The 22,852-nt window shown below is 67.8% G+C and carries 14 protein-coding genes; 11 read left to right on the top strand and 3 right to left on the bottom strand.

What is annotated here, in order from left to right; translation table 11 throughout:
- Positions 1-36 precede the first annotated feature (36 nt).
- From ACZ6TI_RS36350 to ACZ6TI_RS36310, 9 genes are all read left to right on the top strand, one after another.
- On the top strand, positions 37-1,002 hold the full coding sequence (locus ACZ6TI_RS36350; RefSeq protein ID WP_465349768.1) for an RNA polymerase sigma factor: 966 nt from the start codon (positions 37-39) through the stop codon (positions 1,000-1,002).
- Positions 957-2,315 carry an endo-1,4-beta-xylanase gene (locus tag ACZ6TI_RS36345; protein ID WP_465349767.1) on the top strand — a complete coding sequence of 453 codons (1,359 nt, stop codon included), beginning with the start codon at positions 957-959 and terminating at the stop codon, positions 2,313-2,315. Before ACZ6TI_RS36350 ends, ACZ6TI_RS36345 begins: the two co-directional genes overlap by 46 nt.
- Positions 2,312-5,137: a PQQ-dependent sugar dehydrogenase gene (locus ACZ6TI_RS36340; protein ID WP_465349766.1), complete on the top strand. Its 2,826-nt coding sequence runs from the start codon at positions 2,312-2,314 to the stop codon at positions 5,135-5,137. Before ACZ6TI_RS36345 ends, ACZ6TI_RS36340 begins: the two co-directional genes overlap by 4 nt.
- A 14-nt stretch (positions 5,138-5,151) precedes the next feature.
- Positions 5,152-6,852, top strand: coding sequence for a ThuA domain-containing protein (locus tag ACZ6TI_RS36335; protein WP_465349765.1), 1,701 nt, complete (start codon positions 5,152-5,154; stop codon positions 6,850-6,852).
- 19 nt (positions 6,853-6,871) lie between these two features.
- Positions 6,872-9,739: a glycosyl hydrolase family 95 catalytic domain-containing protein gene (locus ACZ6TI_RS36330; protein WP_465349764.1), complete on the top strand. Its 2,868-nt coding sequence runs from the start codon at positions 6,872-6,874 to the stop codon at positions 9,737-9,739.
- Between the two features lie 1,124 nt (positions 9,740-10,863).
- Positions 10,864-12,321 (top strand): S8 family serine peptidase, encoded by a 1,458-nt coding sequence (locus tag ACZ6TI_RS36325; RefSeq protein ID WP_465349763.1) that lies wholly within the window; start codon positions 10,864-10,866, stop codon positions 12,319-12,321.
- A gap of 289 nt (positions 12,322-12,610) precedes the next feature.
- Positions 12,611-14,281, top strand: a complete 1,671-nt coding sequence (locus ACZ6TI_RS36320) for a GGDEF domain-containing protein (RefSeq protein ID WP_465349762.1) — start codon at positions 12,611-12,613, stop codon at positions 14,279-14,281.
- Positions 14,282-14,455: 174 nt separating this feature from the next.
- Positions 14,456-16,561, top strand: coding sequence for a putative bifunctional diguanylate cyclase/phosphodiesterase (locus ACZ6TI_RS36315; RefSeq protein WP_465349761.1), 2,106 nt, complete (start codon positions 14,456-14,458; stop codon positions 16,559-16,561).
- A gap of 25 nt (positions 16,562-16,586) precedes the next feature.
- Positions 16,587-16,802 (top strand): PAS domain S-box protein, encoded by a 216-nt coding sequence (locus tag ACZ6TI_RS36310; protein WP_465349760.1) that lies wholly within the window; start codon positions 16,587-16,589, stop codon positions 16,800-16,802.
- Here the strand turns inward: ACZ6TI_RS36310 and ACZ6TI_RS36305 are convergent.
- Complete coding sequence (locus ACZ6TI_RS36305; protein ID WP_465349759.1) at positions 16,747-17,307, bottom strand: GAF domain-containing protein; 561 nt, start codon at positions 17,305-17,307, stop codon at positions 16,747-16,749. The two genes, ACZ6TI_RS36310 and ACZ6TI_RS36305, sit on opposite strands and share 56 nt — an antisense overlap.
- Before the next feature lie 172 nt (positions 17,308-17,479).
- The gene (locus ACZ6TI_RS36300) at positions 17,480-17,725 is read right to left on the bottom strand and encodes a hypothetical protein (protein WP_465349758.1); all 246 of its coding nucleotides are present in this window, start codon (positions 17,723-17,725) and stop codon (positions 17,480-17,482) included.
- A 151-nt stretch (positions 17,726-17,876) separates the two neighbouring features.
- Here ACZ6TI_RS36300 and ACZ6TI_RS36295 point away from each other — a divergent pair, with 151 nt between their 5' ends.
- A complete protein-coding gene (locus ACZ6TI_RS36295) occupies positions 17,877-21,116 on the top strand; it encodes a putative bifunctional diguanylate cyclase/phosphodiesterase (protein WP_465349757.1) in 3,240 nt (1,079 codons plus the stop codon).
- A gap of 51 nt (positions 21,117-21,167) precedes the next feature.
- Here the strand turns inward: ACZ6TI_RS36295 and ACZ6TI_RS36290 are convergent, their stop codons facing one another.
- Positions 21,168-21,875, bottom strand: coding sequence for a hypothetical protein (locus tag ACZ6TI_RS36290; RefSeq protein WP_465349756.1), 708 nt, complete (start codon positions 21,873-21,875; stop codon positions 21,168-21,170).
- Positions 21,876-22,028: 153 nt separating this feature from the next.
- On the opposite strand from ACZ6TI_RS36290, the gene ACZ6TI_RS36285 reads away from it, so the two are divergent.
- A complete protein-coding gene (locus tag ACZ6TI_RS36285) occupies positions 22,029-22,817 on the top strand; it encodes a bestrophin-like domain (protein WP_465349755.1) in 789 nt (262 codons plus the stop codon).
- Positions 22,818-22,852 lie beyond the last annotated feature (35 nt).

The following is a 22,852-nucleotide window of genomic DNA, read 5'->3' as shown; positions in this document are numbered from 1 at the left end:
CTGCTGACCGCCGCGCAGGCCGGCGACCGGCGCGCGTTGGGCGAGCTCGTCACCGCCTACCTGCCGCTGGTGTACACCATCGCGCGCAGGGGACTGGGTTGTGCGCCGGAGGTCGACGACGTCGTGCAGGAGACCATGCTACGGGCCCTGCGGGAACTGCGGTCGTTGCGCGCACCCGAGAGCTTCCGGCCGTGGCTGATGACGATCGCCACGCGCCAGGTCAGCACGTTCCTCCGGCGACGGCAGGCGGTGTGCGAGTGGACCGTCGCTCTCGACGAGGTCGTGGACACGCCGTCGGCGGCCGCCGAGGAGCTGGCCCTGATCCGCCTGGAGCTGTCGGTCCAGCGCCTGCAGGTGACGCGCGCCGGCCACTGGCTCGACACGGACGACGGGCTGCCGCTGGCGCTGTGGTTCCTGGAGAGCATCGGCCGGCTGACCCGGGCGGAACTGGCGTCGACGCTGGGAAAGAGCGTGGCGCACGCGGGCGTATGCGTACAGCGGGCCCGCGGCCGGCTGGACGCCGGCAGATCCATCGTGGCCGCCCTCGACACCGAGCCGCGTTGCACCGGGCTCGTCGAGACGCTGGAGGGCTGGGACGGGGCGCCGGGTCCGCTCTGGCGCAAACGGATCCTGCGGCACGTCCGGTCGTGCCCGACGTGCCGGCACGCATCCGCGCGGCTGTTTCCGACCGAGCGCCTGTTCGACTGCCTCATGTTGATTCGGGATTTCTGTTATCCGGAAAGGCGATCGAAGTCCCGTCGTGGCTACATGCCACACTCCGGGAAATACGCCAATTCATCGACAGTCATTTATCTATTGCGCGGAAACAATCTGGCAATGTGCCGGGCATCGATGGCTAGCGCTCCCACCCGCAAGCCCCCGGCGGGCCGGACTTATCGGCCCGAACTCCGAGAGAGAGGTTCACCATGGGATTTTCCAGCGGGTCGAGACGGCACATGCTCCGGCCCCTTGCGGCCGTCGGGTTGCTGGCGGCCGGCCTGACCGTGACCATCGCCGGCCCGGCCAACGCCGCCACCACCCTCGGCGCGTCCGCGGCGGAGCGAGGTCGCTACTTCGGCGCCGCCGTCGGGACGTACAAGTTCGGCGACAGCACCTACATGACGGTCCTCAACCGCGAGTTCAACAGCCTCGTGGCCGAGAACGAGATGAAGTGGGACCACACCGAGCCGCAGCCGGGCCAGTTCAACTACGCGGCCGGCGACCGCATCGTCAACCACGCCCGGTCCCACGGCATGTCGGTGCGCGGCCACACGTTGTTGTGGCATGCCCAGCAACCCCCGTGGGCGCAGGGCCTCTCGGGCTCGGCGCTGCGCAACGCGGCGATGAACCATGTGACCCAGGTGGCGAGCCACTTCCGCGGGCAGATCTACGCGTGGGACGTGGTGAACGAGGCGTTCGCCGACGGCGGCGGTGGCGGCCGGCGCGACTCGAACCTGCAGCGTACCGGCAACGACTGGATCGAGGTGGCGTTCCGTACCGCACGCGCGGCCGACCCGGCGGCCAAGCTGTGCTACAACGACTACAACACCGACGGGATCAACGCGAAGTCGACCGGCATCTACAACATGGTTCGCGACTTCAAGGCGCGCGGTGTGCCGATCGACTGCGTCGGCTTCCAGTCGCACCTCGGCACCTCCGTGCCCGGTGACTACCAGGCAAACCTGCAGCGCTTTGCCGACCTGGGCGTCGACGTCCAGATCACCGAGCTCGACATCGCCCAGGCCAACGCGAACGCCTACGCCACAGTCACCCGGGCGTGTCTTGCGGTGTCACGGTGCACCGGTATCACCGTGTGGGGTGTCCGGGACTGCGACTCATGGCGCGGTAGTGACAACCCGCTCCTGTTCGACTGCGCGGGCAACAAGAAGGCCGCCTACAACGCCGTGCTGGACACCTTGAACGGTGGTTCGACCCCGACGGGCAACCGGCTGCGCGGCGAGGCGTCCGGACGCTGCCTCGACATCCCGAATTCGGCCACCACCAACGGGACCCAGGCACAGGTGTGGGACTGCCACACCGGCTCGAACCAACAGTTCACGGTGAACGGCTCGGCGCTCCAGGTCATGGGCAAGTGCCTTGAGACACCGTCCAACGCCACCGCCGGTACCCGCGTCCAGATCTGGGACTGCAACGGCGCAGCCAACCAGCAGTGGACCGTCAGCGGCAACGCCACCGTCGTCAACACCCAGACCGGGCTGTGCCTCGACGTCAACGGCGCCGGCACCGCCAACGGCACCGCGGTCATCGTCTGGTCCTGTCACGGCGGCAGCAACCAGCGGTGGGCGCGGGCATGAGAACACGCCTGTTGGCGGCCGCGACCGCCCTCCTCGCGACCGCCGGCATGGCGGTGATGATCGTCGGCCCCGCGTCACCCGCGGCCGCGCACCCGATAAACGCGGCCGACTTCCAGCAGGTCGAGCTGGCGCGGGGGGTGGCCGAACTGGGGGAGCCGATGTCGATGGCGGTTCTGCCGGACCGCTCCGTGCTGCATACCGCCCGCAACGGGGTCCTGCGCCGGACCACCGCCGGCGGCGCCACCACCGTGATCGGCACCCTTCAGGTCTACACACATGACGAGGAGGGTCTGCAGGGCGTGGGTGTGGATCCGGGTTTCTCCGCCAACCGGTTCATCTATCTCTACTACGCGCCGCCGTTGTCGACCCCCGGAGGTGACGCGCCGGCCACCGGTACCGACTTCTCCGCGTGGAACGGGGTGAACCGCCTCGCCAGGTTCACGCTCAACGCCGACTTCACGCTCAACACGGGCAGTCAGGTGACCGTGCTGGAGGTTCCCACGAACCGCGGCATGTGCTGCCACGTCGGTGGCGACATCGACTTCGACGCGGCCGGCAACCTCTATCTGTCCACAGGGGACGACTCGAACCCGTTCGACTCGAGCGGCTACACCCCCATCGACGAGCGTTCCAACCGCAACCCGGTCTACGACGCGCAGCGCAGCGCGGGCAACACCAACGACCTCCGCGGCAAGGTACTGCGGATCAAGGTGAACTCCGGCGGGACGTACTCGAACCCCACGGGCAACCTGTTCCCGCCGGGCACGGCCGGGACCCGGCCGGAGATCTACGCGATGGGCTTCCGCAACCCGTTCCGGCTCAGCGTCGACAAGGCGACCGGCGCGGTGTACGTCGCCGACTACGGACCCGACGCCGGCACGAGCACCGCCACCCGGGGACCGGCGGGCCAGGTCGAGTTCAACCGGATCACGTCGGCCGGCAACTACGGCTGGCCCTACTGCACCGGCTCGAACACGACGCCGGAGACCTACGTGGACTATGTGTTCCCGTCCGGCCCGTCGGGGAACCGGTTCAACTGCGCCGCGCCGGTCAACAACTCCCCACGCAACACGGGGCTGACCGGTCTGCCGGCTGCGCGTCCGGCGTGGATCAAGTACGACAACTGTTCCCTGGCCGCGTTCGGCTGCGGCTCGGAGTCGCCGATGGGTGGCGCGGTGTACCGCTACGACCCGGCCAACCCGTCAACGGTCAAGTTCCCGGTCGCTCTCGACGGGCACTACTTCGCGATGGAGTTCGGCCGGCGCTGGATCAAGACCGTCGACGTCAACTCCGACGGGTCGGCAGGACTGATCAGCGACTTCCCGTGGCGCGGCACGCAGATCATGGACAGCGCGTTCGGGCCCGACGGAGCCCTGTACGTGTTGGACTACGGCACCGGCTGGGGCAGTGGCGACGCCAGTTCGGCGCTGTACCGCATCGAGTACAACCAGGCCGGTAACAACCGGGTACCGGTCGCGCGCGCCAACGCCAACCGCACGTCCGGCACCGCACCGCTGACTGTCGACTTCTCATCGAGTGGCTCCTCCGATCCGGAGGGCGGAGCACTGACCTACTCGTGGAACTTCGGAGACGGCAGCACGTCCTCGGCGGCCAACCCGGGTCACACCTTCACCGGCAACGGCCAGTACACGGTCACGCTCACCGTCACCGATCCCGCCGGTCTCACCGCCACCGCCTCGGTGGTGATCACGGTCGGCAATACCGCACCCACGATCGTGCTGAACACGCCGGTCGACGGAAAGCTGTTCAACTTCGATGACGCCGTGCCGTACACGATCACTGTGTCGGATCCCGAGGACGGCACGGTCGACTGCGAGCGGGTGAAGCTGACCTACTTCCTCGGCCACGACGAGCACGCCCACTCGATCACCTCGAGTACCGGGTGCTCGGGAACGCTGCAGATCCCGGCCGACGGTGAGCACGACACGGCGGCCAACCTGTACGCGGTGTTCGACGCCGAGTACACCGACCGGGGTGCCAACGGCCAGCCCACGCTGACCACGCACACACAGCAGATCCTTCAGCCACGGCACCGGCAGGCCGAGCACCGCGCCACCCAGTCGGGCACCGCGCTCTTCAGCAAGACGACCGCGGAGGGTGGGCAGACCGTCGGCGACATCAGCAACGGCGACTGGATCGCGTTCCAGCGCTACGCACTCGCGGGGGAAACCCAGTTCACGGCCCGGGTCTCGTCCGGCGGTTCCGGTGGCACGCTCTCCGTCCGCGCCGGCTCGCCCACCGGCACGGTGCTCGGCACCGTCACCGTACCGGTCACGGGCAGTTGGGAGACCTTCACCGAGGTTTCCGCGGCATTGTCCGCGGCTCCGGCCGGCACCACCACGCTGTACCTGACCTTCCACGGCGGCACCGGAACGCTGTTCGACCTCGACGCGTTCACGTTCGGCACGGCACCGAGCACTGGCGGCACCGGGCGGATCGTCGGTGCCGGCGGTGCGTGCGTCGACGTCAACGGCGCCAGCTCCGCCGACGGCGCCAAGATCCAGCTGTGGACCTGCAACAGCGGCACCAACCAGCAATGGACCCGCAACGGCAACACCTGGCGATCGCTGGGCAAGTGCATGGGCGTGGCCGGCGGCGCCACCGCCGACGGCAGCCTGGTGCAGCTGTCGACCTGCAACGGCTCCGGCGGACAGAACTGGACGGCGGGAGCCGACGGATCACTGGTCAACGCTCAGTCAGGCAAGTGTCTCGACGCCAACGGCGGCAGCTCCGCCAACGGCACCCAGCTGGTCATCTGGAGCTGCCACGGCGGCACCAACCAACGCTGGACCCTGCCATGAGAGGAATCCCGGCCATGCGATCAACCACCCGCAAAGTCCTCGGCGTCGCGGCGGCGGCATTGCTGATCCTGGCGGGCACCGGAAGTCCGCCGGCGAGTGCCGCGGACGCGCCGTACGACGTCCTGGTGTTCTCCAAGACGGCCGGCTTCCGGCACGACTCGATCGCGGTCGGCATCCAGACGATCCGGGACCTGGGTGCGACCAACAGCTTCACGGTGACCGCGACCGAGGACTCGAACCAGTTCAACGCGGGCAACCTCGCCCAGTTCGAAGCCGTCGTCTTCCTCAACACCACCGGCGACGTGCTGAACGCCACTCAGCAGACCGCCTTCGAGAATTACATCCGGGCCGGCGGCGGTTACGTGGGCGTGCACTCGGCGTCGGACACCGAGTACGACTGGCCGTTCTACGGCGAGCTGGTCGGCGCGTACTTCTCCTCGCACCCGGCGATCCAGCAGGCCACCGTGCGGGTGGAGAACCGGGCGCACGCGGCGACCGCCGGGCTGAGCCCGACTTTGGCGCGTACCGACGAGTGGTACAACTTCCGGAGCAATCCCCGGTCGTCGGCCCGCGTGCTGGCCACGTTGGACGAGTCGAGCTACTCGGGCGGCTCGATGGGAGCCGACCACCCGCACACCTGGTGCAAGACCCTCCAGGGTGGACGGTCGTTCTACACCGGAAGCGGCCACACCCAGGCCAGCTACACGGAGGCGGGCTTCCGGGCGCTGCTCCTCGGCGGCATCAGGTACGCGGCCAACCGCACCAAGGCCGATTGCCGACCGGAAACCGGCTACACCACCCTCTACAACGGCGCCACCACCGGCTGGTCGCAGGCCGGGCCAGGCACCTTCAGCAACAGCAACGGCACGCTGACGTCCTCCGGCGGACTGGGCATGTTGTGGTACAGCACCAAGGAGTTCCGCTCCTACTCGCTGAAACTCGACTGGATGGTGCCGGGTGACGACAACTCCGGCGTCCTCATCGGGTTCCCGGCGAGCAGCGATCCGAACTCGGCCATGACCAACGGGTACGAGGTGCAGATCGACGCCACCGATACTCCGGACCGGACCACGGGCTCGGTGTACGGGGTCAAGTCGGCCGACATCGCCGCCCGCGACGCCGCGCTGAACCCGCCCGGCGAGTGGAACACCTACGAGCTGCTGGTCGAGGGCGAGCGGCTGCAGGTCTTCCTGAACGGCGTCAAAATCAACGACTTCACCAACACGGACCCGGTGCGGTCGTTGACCTCCGGCTACATCGGCATCCAGAACCACGGTACCGGTGACGATGTGTCGTTCCGCAACATCCGGATCAAGGAGGCGGGTGGCACTGTGCCCCGGGTCGGTCCGATCACCGCGGCCGCGGGCAAGTGCGTCGACGTCAGCGGCTCGGGCTCGGCCGACGGCACGAAGATCCAGCTGTGGAGCTGTCACGGCGGCGCCAACCAGCAGTGGACGGTCAACGGAAACACCTTGCGCGCGCTCAACAAGTGCATGGGCGTCGCCGGTGGCAGCACCGCGAACGGCGCGCTGGTGCAGCTGTCGACCTGCACCGGCGCCGGCGGCCAGAACTGGACCCCGAGTGCCAACGGCTCCCTGGTCGATTCGCAGTCGGGCAAGTGCCTGGACGCAAACGGCGGCAGTTCCGCTGATGGAACCCAACTGATCATCTGGACCTGCCACGGCGGCGCGAACCAGCGCTGGACCCTTCCGTAGGCGTTGCGGGGGAGACATCATGACTGACGTGACACGCAGGAAACTGCTCGCCGCCGGTGTGGTCGGGGCCGGAGCATCGCTGCTGCCGATGGGGTGGACCGCGATCGCCAGGGCCGGTTCCGTGCCACCGGCAGGCGTGCTTGCCGCCGGAGACCTGGCGCTGTGGTACGACGAAGCCGCCGGAACGGACTGGCTGCGGGCTTTGCCGATCGGCAACGGACGCCTCGGTGCCATGGTGTTCGGCAACGTCGACACGGAGCGGCTGCAGCTCAACGAGGACACCGTCTGGGCCGGCGGACCCTACGACTCGGCCAACACACGCGGAGCGGCCAACCTCGCGGAGATCCGGCGACGGGTCTTCGCCGACCAGTGGACCCAGGCGCAGGACCTGGCCAACCAGACGATGCTCGGCAGTCCCGTCGGGCAGCTGGCGTACCAGCCGGTCGGAAACCTCCGGCTGGCCCTCGGCAGCGCGAGCGGGGCGTCGCAGTACAACCGGACACTCGACCTGACCACCGCCACCGCGACCGCGACGTACGTGCAGGGCGGCGTGCGGTATCAGCGCGAGGTGTTCGCGAGCGCACCGGACCAGGTGATCGTGATCCGGCTGACCGCCGACCGCGCCAACTCGATCACCTTCACCGCGACGTTCGACAGTCCACAGCGGACGACCGTGTCGAGCCCGGACTCCGCGACGATCGCCCTCGACGGCATCTCGGGCGCCATGGAAGGGATCGCCGGTTCGGTCCGCTTCCTCGCCCTGGCGAGCGCGAACGTGTCCGGGGGCACGGTCAGCAGCTCCGGTGGCACGCTGCGGGTGTCCGGTGCGACCAGCGTCACCGTGCTGGTGTCCATCGGTTCCAGCTACGTCGACTACCGCACGGTCAACGGTGACTACCAGGGCATCGCGCGAAGGCACCTCACCGCCGCCCGCACCGTCGGCGTCGACCAGTTGCGTGCCCGGCATGTGGCCGACTACCAGGCGCTCTTCAACCGTGTGACGATCGACCTGGGTCGAACGCCGGCGGCCGACCAGACCACCGACGTGCGGATCGCCCAGCACGGGAGCGTCAGTGACCCGCAGTTCTCGGCCCTGCTGTTCCAGTACGGTCGGTACCTGCTGATCTCCTCCTCGCGGCCCGGCACCCAGCCGGCGAACCTGCAGGGCATCTGGAACGAAGAGATGGCCCCGGCCTGGGATTCGAAATACACCATCAACGCGAACCTGCCGATGAATTACTGGCCGGCCGACACCACGAACCTCTCCGAGTGCTTCCTGCCGGTGTTCGACATGATCAGGGATCTGGCGGTGACCGGCGCCCGTACCGCCCAGGTCCAGTACGGCGCCGGCGGCTGGGTGACCCACCACAACACCGACGCGTGGCGCGGCACGTCGGTCGTCGACGGCGCATTGTGGGGCATGTGGCAGACCGGCGGCGCGTGGCTCGCCACGATGGTGTGGGACCACCACCTGTTCACCGGTGACATTGAGTCCCTCCGTACCAACTATCCCGCGATGAAAGGCGCCGCCCAGTTCTTTCTCGACTCACTGGTCGCCCACCCGACGCTCGGATACCTGGTCACCAATCCCTCGAACTCCCCGGAGCTGCCCCACCACGCGAACGCCAGCGTGTGCGCCGGGCCGACCATGGACAACCAGATCCTGCGCGACCTGTTCAACGGTGTCGCGCGCGCCGGCGAGATCCTTGGCGTGGACGCCACCTTCCGTGCCCAGGTACTGGCAGCACGGGACCGGTTGGCGCCGACCCGGGTCGGCTCGCGCGGCAACATCCAGGAATGGCTCGCCGACTGGGTGGAGACCGAGCGCACGCATCGGCATGTCTCCCACCTGTACGGCCTGCATCCGAGTAATCAGATCACCAGGCGGGGGACGCCTCAGCTCTACCAGGCCGCGCGTCAGACGCTGGAGTTGCGCGGCGACGACGGTACGGGCTGGTCGCTCGCCTGGAAGATCAACTTCTGGGCGCGGCTGGAAGACGGTCCCCGTGCCCACAAGCTCATCCGCGACCTGGTGCGGACCGACCGGCTCGCGCCGAACATGTTTGACCTGCACCCGCCGTTCCAGATCGACGGCAACTTCGGCGCCACCTCCGGGATCGCCGAGATGCTGCTGCACAGCCACAACGGCGAACTGCACGTGCTGCCCGCGCTGCCGTCGGCCTGGCCGGCCGGCAGCGTCACGGGCCTGCGCGGTCGGGGCGGATACACGGTCGGCGCTTCCTGGAGCACCAGCCGGATCGAGCTCGTCGTCACGCCCGACCGCGGCGGCACGGTCCGGGTTCGCAGCCGGGTCTTCACCGGTGCCTTCGAACTGCGCGACGACACGAGCGGCGTCGCCGTCACATCGACGCGGGTTGAGGCCGATCTCATCGAGTTCGCCGGCCAGGCCGGCCACACCTACCGCGCGTCGGCAGTGCGGTCGGGACCGGTGGAAACCGGCGTGAACTACCGGTTGGTGGCCCAGCACAGCGGCAAAGCCGCCGACATCAATGGTGCGTCCGCCGCCACCGGTGCGCAGCTGATCCAGTGGCAGGCCGGCAGCGCGCTCAACCAGCAGTTCGACTTTCTGGCCTCGGACGGCGGCTACCACCGGATCCGGGCCCGGCACAGCGGTCTGGTTCTGCAGGTCGCGAGCAACGGCACCGGCGCCGACATCACCCAGCAGACCGACACCGACGCCACCAGCCAGCAGTGGCGGGTGGAGGACCAGGGCGGCGGGGTGGCCCGTCTCGTCAACCGCCAGAGCGGGCTGGCCATGGACGTGTGGCAGGCCTCCACCGCCGACGGCGCCCGCATCTCGCAGTGGACGCCTGGCGGTGGCGCGAACCAGCGTTTCCTCCTGCAGCGCGTCTCTGTTCTCATATGACCCGCGCGGCGCCGCCGGTGACCGGCCGGGACGCTTGCCTCGGCCGTCTGCTGCCGTGATGCGGCCGGTTGCCGAACGAACTGGTGGGGCGTTCATGGCCGGGTCCGGGGTTGGGCTGGTTAGCGAAGTCGAGCGCGGCATGATCGAGGTGACGGTACGCGGACAAGCGGACAGAAGGCTTCGGTCGGAGCTGTCGGTCGGTCTGCGCAAGTGTTTGCCGAGCATCCCCGCGCGGTGCTTGCCGGCCTGGCTGGGCTGCGCGATCCGGCCGGTGAGTTCGTCTCGACCGTGCTGGCCGCGCGCTGTCGGCGCCGCGATGGATCCTGTACCGCTCGAAAATTGGGTTCGAGGGTTTGACCTGGGGTTCTGTACGCTGCTGCTCGCTGCTCAGGAGGCAGGCTGACGGGCATGGTCCCGTCGTTCGGACATCTGGTGTTGCGACAAGTGCTGCAGTTGGTCGTGTTGGACTGGCATTCCGCTGCCCGGCGGCTCGGTCCGGCACCGCGAGCGGCGGACACCAGCTGGCGAACGTTCCTGCCTGCCCGAGCCCACGGCTTGCCGGCGATCTGACGCCGGGTAGGCCAGTCGTAACAGCACAGTGGGTCAGCGTGGATCACCGCCGCCTCGGGGCTGGGAGAGCTCGGGACTGCGTCGATGGTCTCGTATCGATGATCAAGGTGGCTGTGGCCAGGACGGACGAGGTTTTCGGCACCCGCAGGGTAGCGACGCCACCTGATGCGGCCACAAGCAGTCAAGCCGAAGTTACGTGTTTCTGTTCAGATTTCGCATGCATCGGACGATCAACCCGGGCGGCCCCGACTAGCAAACCCCGTCACTGCCAGCGCGGATGGAGACCAGTTCAGCATGAGCAGTGCCGTGAGAGATGGGTGCCGCAAGCGGCGAACGTCCCCGGGAGGTGCCCGCAACGTGGCGGCGACCGGCGCGAGTCAGGGCTTGTGGAGTACGGACGGGAAGACCAGCGGCTCTGGCCGAAGGGTTGGGCCAGGCCATTCAGCCTCGGCATCTCAGAATCCATGGAAGGACATCTTGTGTCTACGGTGAAACACTGGGGCAGATCATCTCGCCTGCTTTCGGCGGCGGTAGCGACCGCGCTGGTCCCACTCGTGGTCGCCAGCCCGCTCGGTTTCCCATCGGGCGGAGACGTCCGCCCAGGTGGTGGCTGGTCGGGTCTGTGGCTGAGCGAGCAATCGGCGGCGTCCGGCGGCACCAGTCTCCGTGACGTCCGGACGATTATCGGTGCTGACGTCGGTGCCGCTGCCAACCTCACCGGCGCGGGCGTCGGTGTCGCGCTGATCGACACCGGTGTGGCAGGGGTGCCCGGCTTGCCGGCGGCACAGATCGTCAACGGGCCGGACCTGTCGTTCGAATCGCAAACGGCGAACCTGCGCTATCTCGACACATACGGCCATGGCAGTCACATGGCGGGCATCATCGTCGGCAACGACATCGCAACCGGCGCCAAGGGCCTTGCCCCCAACGCCAAGCTGACGTCGCTGAAGCTGGGCACCGCCAACGGTGCCGTTGACGTCACTCAGGTCATGGCCGCGATCGACTGGGTTGTGGCGCACCGCAACGACGACCCGGCCAACCGGATCCGGGTGCTGAATCTGTCGTACGGCAGCGGTGGCAACCCGAATTTCTGGAGCGATCCGCTCAGCTTCGCTGTGCAGCGCGCCTGGAAGGCCGGCATCGTGGTGATCGCCGCCGCCGGTAATGACGGCAACTCGTCGCCGCGCCTGGCTAACCCGGCGAGCGATCTGTTCGTTATCGGGGTGGCCGCCACAAACACGATGGGCACCGTGTCGACCGCCGATGACGCGCTGTCCGCGTACAGCAACTTGGCGACGTCGGAGAAGATGCCCGACCTTTTGGCCCCGGGTCAGTCGATCGCCTCGCTGCGGGTGCCGGGCTCGAACATCGATAACAGGTATCCGGACGCGCGTGTCGGCAACACCCTGGTACGGGGCAGCGGCACGTCGCAGGCCGCCGCGGTGACCTCCGCCGCAGTGGCATTGCTTCTGCAGGCCAGGCCCACGCTGACGCCCGACCAGGTCAAGGACGTGCTGAGGCAGGGCACCTTCATGAGGGTCGGCATCGCCGCCGAGCGTGGTATCCGGGAGATCAACCTCAACGCGGCGCTCAGCCTGACACCGAGCACGCTTGCCCAGCCATGGCTGCCGTCCGATGCCAGCGGCACGCTGGACAGCGCCCGGGGCGGCAGCCGAGTGGTCACTAACGGCGTGGCGCTCAGCGGGCAGAACAGCATCTATGGACCGTTCGACGCTGCGGCATGGTCGAAGGCGTCCGCCGCCGGCACGTCCTGGCAGGGTGGCTCGTGGATGGGCAACCGGATCGCCGGGGACGGCTGGACGGGTAGCTCGTTCGCTTCCAAGACATGGGCCGGCGCCAGCTGGTCGGGCGCGCCGTGGGGCGGCTCGGCGACATCTTGGGTCGACCCGAGCTGGTCGGGCCGATCCTGGTCGGGCCGGTCTTGGTCAGCGGGCACCTGGACCGGCCGCTCCTGGTCGAGCGAGGACTGGGCAACCGCGTCCTGGAACTGACCTACGACACCACATCACGGCGGATCGTGTCAGCGCAACGACGCGGTCCGCCGCGATGCGTCGCGCCGCGATCCGGCCGTGGCAGATCGCGGCGGTTATCGCGAGCCGCTCCTTGACGGCGCGGGGCGTCGACGTCCCGCGAGCGAGGGATACCACTGTCCGGGCCATGGGCGTAGGGCGAGATCGAGAACGGCGGCCACGACGTGCGTAATCGGACCTGCCGGGCGCCCAGGATCAGATCACTACCTGATTTTCTACGCTTTACGGCCGCGGCGCCGATGGGGTGGCCATGAACGGGCGGCTGGCGGTAGACGGCTCGGAGCACGCGCCGGTGGCGCGCGCTTCGAGCGCCTCGCCGTGCGAGCCGCCGGACCCCCAGGTCACCGCGATCCGCCGGGCGGATGAGCTGGCCACCGAGCTCGATGATCTTGAGGACGCGCTCGGCTTCGACGTTGCGGTCGTCCTGGCCAAGGCGGCGGAGATCGAGCACGCCGCCGAAGCCCGGGGCGATTCAGAGCTGCGCCTGCGGGCGCGCCTGTTGCAGGCGGACATGTGGCAGCGGTTGGGCCAGGCCACAGCGGTGGCGAGGGTCCTCTGGGAGGTCGACGCGTGGACCGTCGAACATGATCACCGCGCTCTGCGGGCACGCAGCGACCGGCTGTCCGCGCGGATCTTCTACGCCCTCGGTGATATGGCGGCCTGCCTCGAGCATGCGGTCAGCGCGGTGCAGCACTTGGAAGACTCCGCGCCGGCTCGCACGCGGTCGGCATACCTCATGGCCCTTGGCGGGGCGCTGAACGCAACGGGCTCGTTCGAGCAGGCCCGCGAGCGCTACCAGCAGGCCGAGCGGTTCGCGGTATCCAGCGGTGACGTGCAGCGCCAGCTGGCGGTGCTCAACAATCTGGCCTATTCGGAACTCGAGGCCGGTGATGCCGAGTACGCGTGGGAGGTGGTCCAAAGGCTGCAGACGGTCGCCGCGGAGCACCGATCCGACTTGAACCCCAACTACCTGGACACCGTGGCGCAGGTCCAGATCGCACTCGGCCGGTATGCCGAAGCCGAGAAGGCCGCCAGGGCCAGCATTCAGGCATGCTCCGGTAGCTGGGAGCAGGAGGTCGACTCGTTGGCCCAGTTCATGGCCACGCTCGCGGTGGCTCAACGCCACTTGGGGCTCACCGCGGCTGCGCAGGACACGCTCGATCGCTGCCGGCTTCTGTGCGACGAGCGGGACCTAACCAAGATCAGTGTGCAGCTCCTCCAGGAACAGGCCGAACTGTACGGCGCGTGCGGCGAGTTCCAGCGTGCTTTTCTGATGCACAAGGCATTCCACGCTGCCGATAGCGAACTCGTCTCCCAACAGCGCGAGGCGCAAGCTCGCACCCGCCAGGCGATGTTCGAAACCGCTGAGGCGCGCCAGGACGCCGCACGGTTCCGGGAGCAGGCCCGGCACGATCCGCTCACCGGACTGCCGAACCGTCGCCACCTGGACGAACACCTACCCGCCATGATCGATAACGCCGAACGCGTCGGTGTGGCGCTGGTAGCCGCGGTGATTGACGTAGACCACTTCAAACGTGTGAACGACACGTTCTCCCACCAGATCGGCGATCAGGTCCTCGTCGTCATGGCAGGTCTACTGGCTGCGGCCGTCCCGGCCTCGGCTTCAGAGTTCCCTGGGTTCGCGGCCCGCACGGGAGGCGAGGAGTTCCTGCTGATCCTGCCCGGGATCGGCCCGGAGGCGGCGGCACCTCATCTAGAAACGCTCCGGCGTAAAATTGCGGCTTATCCGTGGCAAGCGCTCGCCGACGACCTGACCGTCACCGTGAGCATCGGTATGACCGCGACCAGGGTCGATATTACGCCGAGTGGCCTGCTCGCCCGGGCCGACGAACTGGTGTACGCGGCCAAGCACGCGGGACGTGACCGCGTTTGTGTCGACCCCGAGCTGGAGCTGGGTTGACCACCCGCCGTGGGCGTGACACCGCACCGACGGCCCAACACTCTCCACAAGGAACAGGACCTGGTGCCTAGCGCTCAAGTCGCCGCGCGGTTCGGCGACCTCGGCGCATGAAATTTTAGGCTTACGACTGAAGCCATCCTCTCAGGTGCTGGGTCACGCGGCCGATGGGTACTTGTGTGGCTCCGTGTCCGTCGCAGGTTTACTGATTTCCGTATCAGCACGAAGATCGTGAGCGCCTCCGTCGTGGGCTCGATGATCTTCGTAGCCGTGGGCGGCTTCGGCCAACTCAGTCTGCGCGAGGTCACCGCCCTGCAGGAGCGTGAATACGAGACCAACGTGCGGGCGCTCGGGCATATGACCAGCGCCCGTGCCGCCGTCGGCAGTCAGCAAGAGGCAGTGCTGTCGTTCATCCTTGCTGACGCCGGCGGATACGGCAGCAATTACGAGGAGGTAATCGCCGAGACCGACCGGACAATTCATATCGAGCTTGCCCAACTCGCCCAAATCGGCCTGCCAGACGAAGAACAGGCCAGCCTCCGCGAACTCGTGTCGAACGTCGCGGTGTGGCGCACGGCCCGAGACGGAGCATTGGCTGCGTCTCGGACCCAGGAACACCTCCAGGGCGTCATCTATACGATTTCCCGGCTCGACACCATCTCGGCCAGCGTGAAGAGATCCGCAGACGAGTTGCTCAGCCAGATAGTCGACGAGTTAGCGGTGGGCGCCCGGCAGGCAGCGGACGCCAGCGCCGCGACCGCCCGCTTACTGCTGCTGCTCGCCATTCTCGGCGCCGTGGCCGCGTTGGTGCTTTCGGTGCTGACGGCGCGCAGCATTTCGCGGCCGCTCGGTGAGGTAGTCGATGTGCTGAACCGGGTGGCCCGCGGCGACCTGAGCAAGCAGGTGCGGTTCGCGCGCAAGGACGAGATCGGCCGGATGGGCGATTCGTTGAATGAGACCCTCGGCATTCTCCACCACGCGTTCAACGAGGCGCGCCACGAAGCGACCCACGACCACCTGACCGGCCTGGCCAACCGTGCCCTTCTGCGCGATCGGCTCACCGTCGCCCAGGAACAGACACGGCTCGGGGTGCTGTCCGCCGTACTTCTTTTCGATCTAAACGGGTTCAAGCAGATCAACGACTCTTTGGGGCACGCAGCCGGTGATCATGTTTTGACGGTTGTGGCAACGAGACTCGGTCGCGCCGCACGAGAGGGCGACATCGTCGCGCGCCTCGGCGGCGACGAGTTCGCTGTCTTGCTGCACGACATCGGTTCAGAGTCGGATGCCCACCGTGTGGCAGACAAGCTCTGTCGTGCCGTGCAACAGTCCACCGACTTCCGTGGCCGGGTGCTGACGCCACAGATCAGCGTCGGCGTCGCCCTACTGCGGTGCTACCAGTCCGTCGAAGAATGCATGCGCGAGGCGGACAATGAGTTGTACGTCGCGAAGGCCAAGGCCAAGGGCACCCACGTCGAACCGCAGCACGGCCGGGCCGCGCACCTGGCCGCCGCGCTACCGGCGGCTTTGGCCGACGGGCAGTTCGAGGTGTTGTATCAACCCCTGATCAGGCTGAGCGACCGGCAGCCGATCGGAGTAGAGGCGCTGATCCGGTGGCACCATCCGGAATTCGGCACGGTCGATCCGGTCGAGTTCATTCCGATAGCCGAGCGGACCGGTCGTATCGGCGCGATCGGGCTGTGGGTTCTCGATCAGGCGTGCCAGCAGGTCCGCCGTCTCCAAGCCGGCCTGCCGGCCGGCATCGACCTGTACGCCAGCGTCAACCTGTCGCCGCAGCAACTGCTTGAGCCGGCCCTGCTTGACGACGTCCTAGCGGTGCTCCGCCGTACCGGCCTCGCCCCGCGCGACCTTGTCCTGGAGATCACAGAGTCGGTGGTCCTCGATGCAGAGGGCGCCGTTCCATCCCTGGTTGCCCTGCACGAACAGGGCATCCGCATCGCCATCGACGACTTTGGCACCGGCTACTCGTCACTGCACGACCTCACCCGGCTGCCGGTCGACGTGGTCAAGATCGACCGCAGTCTCACAGCGGATCTCAATGGTTCACCGGAGCGCTCAGCGATCATCGCGGCCGTCGAGACCCTCAGCCGGGTACTCCGGTTCACCACGGTGGTCAAGGGTGTCGAGACCCCGGAGCAAGCATACGAACTGGAGATGCTCGGCTGCGGTGTCGCACAGGGGTACTTGTGGGCAAGGCCGTTGCCCGCAGACGCTGCATACGCGATGATCGCAGCGGCGAGACACGCGGTTGCGACTCCCTGAGCAGCACTTATATTGCACCGAAGCAATGGGGTTCACAGCCCTGACGAGCGCCGCGATCATCAGGGTGGTCACCGACACTGCGCTGGTGGCGTGGAACCCGGCCGCGGAGGAACCGTTCGGTTGTACCCGTCAGCAAGCCCGCGGCCGGCCAGTCGAAGAAGTGATCGTGCCGCAGCGACCGACTTTCAGTCCACCGTGTCGCGCATGCGCTGCTCGGCGACCGCGCTGCGGACAACCATGAGTCGCAGCTCCAATTCGTCGGCGACCAGTGCGGCCAGGTGTTCGAGCGCCTCGAGTTGCCGCTGGGTCGTCTCCCGTGGCCGGGTGTCGATCACGTTCACGGTGCCCAGGCGATAGCCGTCGTAGGTCCGGATCGGCGCTGCGGCGTAGAACCGGAGCGCGAGGTCCCCGCGGACCAAGGGGTGGTCGCGGGTACGCGGGTCGACCGCCGCGTTGTTGACCACGTAGGCGCCGTCGCGAAGGATCACGGACGCGCACAGGCCGGGTTCTTTGCCGACTTCGCGTACTCCATGCAGGCCTTGGCATGCGGCAATCCACACCCGGTCCCGTTCCACCATGGAGATGGTCGCGATGGGAGTGTCGAAGAGGGCGCCGGCCACGGCGGCGGCCCGTTCGTAGGGTTCGACTGGCTGATCGGTCAGCTGGTAGCGGCGCACGGCCTCCAGCCGGGACTGTTCCTCCGGGCTGGCGTCGTCGAGGTACTGGTAACCGGTGTCGTCGGGCATGGCGACCTCACACAATCGATCGTTACTGGTCAGTGAAAGCCTAATGAGATCGTGGCCATGTTCCGCATCGGTACTGGCATGCCGAATCCCGAGGAAGCGGTTCCGGCGTTGCGTATGCCGCACCCGTTGTGCGACGCGGACGTCGGCAGGCGTTCCAGAAGAGCGTCAGGGCTCACCTCGACGGCCCACACGTGCCGCCCGCCCGGGCGGCCTCCAGGGCCCAGAGGGCGTCGGGGCCGGTGCCGATGTCCAGCACCGACCGGCCGGGGGAGTAACGGCGGACCACGGATGTGTACCGGTCCATCCGCGCTTGGTCCTGCTGCATCTGGTCGTGCGCGAAGTCGTCGTAGTAGGGGTACTCCCCGGCCGAGGGAAAGACGCAGACCGCGGGGACTCCGTCGGCGGCGCGCACTAGCACCCGGCTCCATGAGCTTCGATTTCGGCGACGTACAAGCCAGCCACGCGGCTCAATTTATCGGGTCGGCGCGCCATTTCTGCATAGGCTGGGACGACGTAGTGGCCAGCCGCCATCCGGTGGGCAGCACACGGGCCTCAGGCAGGTTGCCTCGATGACAAACGATCGTTCCCCTGACGAGCTGGGCCCGCAGCACATCATGATGCGCGACGGTGCTGAGCCGGAGCAGGCCCCGGACGGCGCGGCGCGGACCGCGTTGCCCGAGCGCGGCCCCTTGGATGCCGTTGAGCAGGCGATTCTCGTCGCCCGCCAAGCCCGGGCCGAGGGTGACCCGGCACCCCGTCCGTTGCCCGAGCCGACGGCCGGGCAACGAGCCCTCGCGGGAGAGGGCCGCCGCCCGGTGTCTAAGCGCGTACTGACGGTCTACGGCCTGGTCAACGCCGGTGCGGCAGCGATCTACCTGCTGGTGCCGCTCCTCAGCGTGCTGGCCTGGGCGGCCATCGTGCTCTCGGCGGCGGCGGCCTTCGTCGTCGGCATTGTCCGGAACCGGCCCCGGCGACGCTACCCGTGGGTGCTGTTGGGTGCGGGCTATCTGACGTTCGCGGTCGGCACCGTCGTGGCCTTGATGGCGCCGGCTGGGCAGTTCCCGACCTATGCCGACGTGGTGTTCCTCGGCGTGTCGATGCCGCTGTTGCTGCTGGGGCTGCTGAGCCTGACCCGTTCTGGCGCGCGAATCTCGGACCGGGCGAGCATGATCGACGCGGTCATCCTGACCACCGGTGCCGGATTCCTCGCCTGGACTTTCCTGATCAGTCCGTTCCTGCGGGACCCTCATCTCGGTGCGCTATCCAAGGCTGTATCCATCGCCTACCCGATGCTCGACGTGCTCATGCTCGCCATCCTCGCCCGGCTCCGCCTGACCGCCACGCAGAGCCGGAGCGTGACGCTGCTGATCGTGTCCGGCGCCGCGCTGCTCACCTCCGACACCCTGTACGGGCTGACCCGGCTCAACGGAGACTGGCAGCTGGGCGGGCCGATCGACTTGGGCTGGCTGATCTTCTACATCGCCGGCGGCGCCGCGGCATTGCAACCCTCCATGGTCCGGCTGACCGAACCGCACATGCTCACCCGGACCCAAGTTTCGCTGCGGCGCGGCATCCTGACCGTGGCGTCGCTGCTCGCCCCCGCCGCGCTGCTGATCCAGGCGCTGCGCGGGCCAGTCAGCGACGGTGCGGTCATCGCCTGCGCGTCCGCCGTGCTCATCCTGCTGGCGCTCGCCCGGATGTCCGCGGTGGCGAGCAGTCTGCGCCGGACCTTGGTCCGTGAACGGCAGTTGCGTGTGGCTTGTGAGGCGGTGCTGGTGTCGGGGAGCACCGATGAGGTCAGCGATGTCCTCTGCCGGGCCGTGGGGCAGATGCTCCCGGTCGGTACGGCCCAGCGCGTGACACTCAAGGTGCTCGAGCTCGAGCAGCCGAGCACGTCCGATCCCGGGCTGATCGAGCTGTGCTACGTACGGACGCTGTCGGCCGATGTCGTGAAAGAGCTGTCCGACTTCGACCTGGCGCTGCGCTGCCGCCTCGCGGTGGGTGGCCATCACATCGGCGACCTGTACGTCGGCGCCGACGAGCTGGCCCTGGTGGAGCTGCAGGAATCGTTACCGATCCTGGCCGGCCAGGCGGCCACCATGATCGACCGTCTCGCGCTGGGCCGGGAGATCAGCCTGCGGGACAGTCAGGCTTACTTCAGAACCTTGGTGGTCAATGCCACCGAGGTGATCGCGATCGTCGGCGACGACAACCGGCTCGGTTACGTCAGCCCGGCTGCCGAGCTGGTCTTCGGTACCGCTGATCTGATCGGCCACAGCGTCCTCGAGATCATCGACCCGAGTCAGCGTGACCACGTCCGGGACGTTCTGCACGCTGCGCGAGAGGGCAGCTCCATCGACGGCTTGGATCTGTGGTTGGTGCGGCGGGGGGACGGTGAGCTGGTTCACGCTGAGGTGAATATCGGTGACATGCGGGGGGAGCCCGGCGTCGACGGACTGGTCCTGACCGTACGCGACGTCACGCAGCGGCACCGGCTGGAACAGGAGTTGATCACTCGGGCCTATCTTGACCCATTGACCGGGCTCGGCAACCGGCTGCAATTCCAGGACGACGTCGCCGCGGCGCAGGCTGAGCACGACGACGGTATCTGCGCGGTGATGGTGATCAACGTCGACGATTTTCGTGTCATCAACGACACCATGGGTCACGAGGTGGGGGATGAGCTGCTGATCGCGGTGGCCAAGCGGCTTTCCGGTGTGCTCGGTGGGCACGGCACGCTCGCGCGCCTCGGCGCCGACGAGTTCGGCGCCGTGGTCGAGGATGCGCCGGACCTTGCCCAGGTGGAACGCCTCGCCTCGCTGGTCATCGGCGCGTCCGAAGAGCTGTACCAAGTCGGTGGCAGTGTAGTGAGCGCGCACCTGCGGTGCGGCGTGGCGACGACCACGCACGCCGGCACCGCGAAGGACCTGCTCAGCCAAGCAGACGTCGCGCTGGACACGGCAAAGGCCAGCACGCGGCGCTGGCGACGCTATGAGGCGGTGCTCCACGCCGAAGTCATCGACCGGATGCAGCTGCGAACCGAACTCGACCGGGCGTACGCCGAAAGCGCCTTTCTGCTGTACTACCAGCCGATCGTCGACCTGCGGAACGCCCGGACCGTGGGCTTCGAAGCGCTGCTGCGCTGGCCGCACCCAACCCGTGGCATGGTGTCGCCTGCGGCCTTCATACCCGTCGCCGAGGAATCCGGTCTCATCGTCGAGCTCGGCGCGTGGGTCCTTCGGACGGCCATCGCCGGCGCTGCCGGCTGGCAGCGGCTCAACCCGGCCGAGACCCCGTACGTGAGCGTCAACGTGTCGGTCCGCCAATTCCGCGCTCCCGGCTTCGTCGAGCTGGTTCTTCAGGAGCTCACCCACGCCGGTCTCCCGCCGCACCTGCTCACGCTGGAGATCACTGAGAGCCTCCTGCTCGGCGAGCAGGAGGAGATCGCGACTGGCATCGCTCAGCTGCGGCAGGCCGGAATCAAGGTCTCGATCGACGATTTCGGCACCGGTTACTCCTCCCTGAGCTACCTGCACCGAGTGCCCGTCGACACGCTCAAGCTGGACAAGTCGTTCGTGGACACCATCGCCACCTCGGGCAGGCAGTTGGCCCTGGTCACCGGCATCATTCAGCTGGCCGAGACACTTTCGCTCGATGTCGTCGCCGAAGGGGTCGAAACGCCCGCGGAGGAGCAACTACTGACCGCGGCCGGGTGCACACTCGGACAGGGATTCCTGTTCGCCCGCCCCATGCCCGAAGAGGAGACCCGACGGCGCATCGTGGACGAGGCGGCGGCCCTTCACCGGTGATGGCCGCCTCGACTCACGACCTCCGGGTCAGCCTCCAGGGCCAGGGTCAGCTCAGTGGGCCGGGAGGGCCCACTCGATGACGGCGGTCGAACCCTTCCAGTCCCGGTATTCGAACACCAGATTGACGAAGGTGATGAGCGCCGCGGTGAGGATCGCACTGGCGAGCCGGTCCAGGTATCCGCGGATGTAGGCCCAGTTTGAACCCGGGATGCGCAGGTACAGCATGAGGGCCAGCCCGGTGGAGATCGCGAACAGCGCGGTGAGCACGATCAGGGTGACGCGTTCGCGGCGGCGTACCGCCCACAGGTAGCGCCGGAACCGGACGTGGCTGGTGTTGCTGATGACCCCGCGGGTGACCAGCACATTGCCGTCGAAGCGGCGGATCTCCACGTGTGGGTCGAACTCGCACGGGCGGCCGTCCAGCGTCCGCGCCAGGGCCCGGGGGAGGTTGACGGCGATCTGCGTGCACTGCTGTTTGACGACTTCCAGGTCATCGCCGAGCAGACACAGCATCAGCACCTGCCGCCGGTCGAACGACGCCAGTCCCCAGACGTGCGGGAACGTGGTGATCAGCACCGGGTCCTGCGCGGCGATCTCGGCGCGTACTGCATCCGGCAGTCTGGCTAGAACCTCGGCCATCTTCCCCCGGATGTACTCCGAGTCCCTGGGGTGGTTCGGACACCAGCCCATCTCGGCGAGGACGCCCTCGATCTGCGCGCGTTCGAGCGCGCCGGTCCGGCAGGACATCATCACCCTCACGGATGTGGACCGTACCTGCGTGCGGTCTCGTCCTTGTCGGTTTTTCCGCTTTCGGTCCGGGTGGCGGCCGGACCACGAATGATGAAGTGACGCCCGGGCGTGCGATGCCACTGCCCGATCGGGAGGACGGGAACCCGACGGAGCGGAGGAACTGTGGCGAGGTGGCTTGCCAGCGACGTGCCGGAGTGGGTGGCCGCGGCGTTCTTCCTGATCGTCTTGCCGATCGTGATGGTGTTCGTGCAGATCTGGGTGCACCGCCGGGTGCCTCGCTGGCGTAACGGCGACAGCAACGACGTGGCCGGGGTCATGTTGTCGGCGGCCGTGGTGGTGTATTCGATCGCGGTCGGGCTATGCGTCGTCACGCTTTGGGGCAAGGTCGACGAGGCGCGCCAGGCGACCGAGGCGGAGGCGACGAATCTGCTCGCGCTCGTCGGCGGGACCGGCGTCTTCGAGACCTCGGTCCAGGAACAGATCCGGGCCGGCGTGATCGCGTACAACCGGGATGTCGTGGACCACTGGCCGGAGCGCGTCCACGGCGACGCCTCCGAGGCGGTGCGCCACGACCTCAGCGAGCTGGTAACGATGGTGGGCGGGCTCCGGCCCGAAACCGAAGCCCAGCGCGCGTTCGTCAACGACGCGGTGGACCGGCTGGCGGACGCCGCCGAGTTGCGCGCCACGTCGATCCGCCTGGCTCAGCAACAGCAGCTTCCGGGGGTGCTGTGGATCGCCGTCATCGGTGGCTCGATGATCGTGCTCTCCCTATCGCTCACCTGCGGCGTCCGGGACAACGCGATGCGCGGGATCCTGCTCGCCGGGGTGACGGCCACGGTCGGGATCAACCTTTTCCTGGTGGCCGAGCTCAACTACCCGTTCTACGGCGACCTGGCGATCGGGCCGGACAGCTACCGGGACGTGATCACGACGGTGGAACAGCTCCGCTGACCGAACGGCAGAAGAAAATATGACATTTGCTCATT

Source organism: Actinoplanes sp. NPDC051388 (genome assembly GCF_055586225.1).
This window is presented reverse-complemented; position numbering and strand designations above follow the sequence as displayed.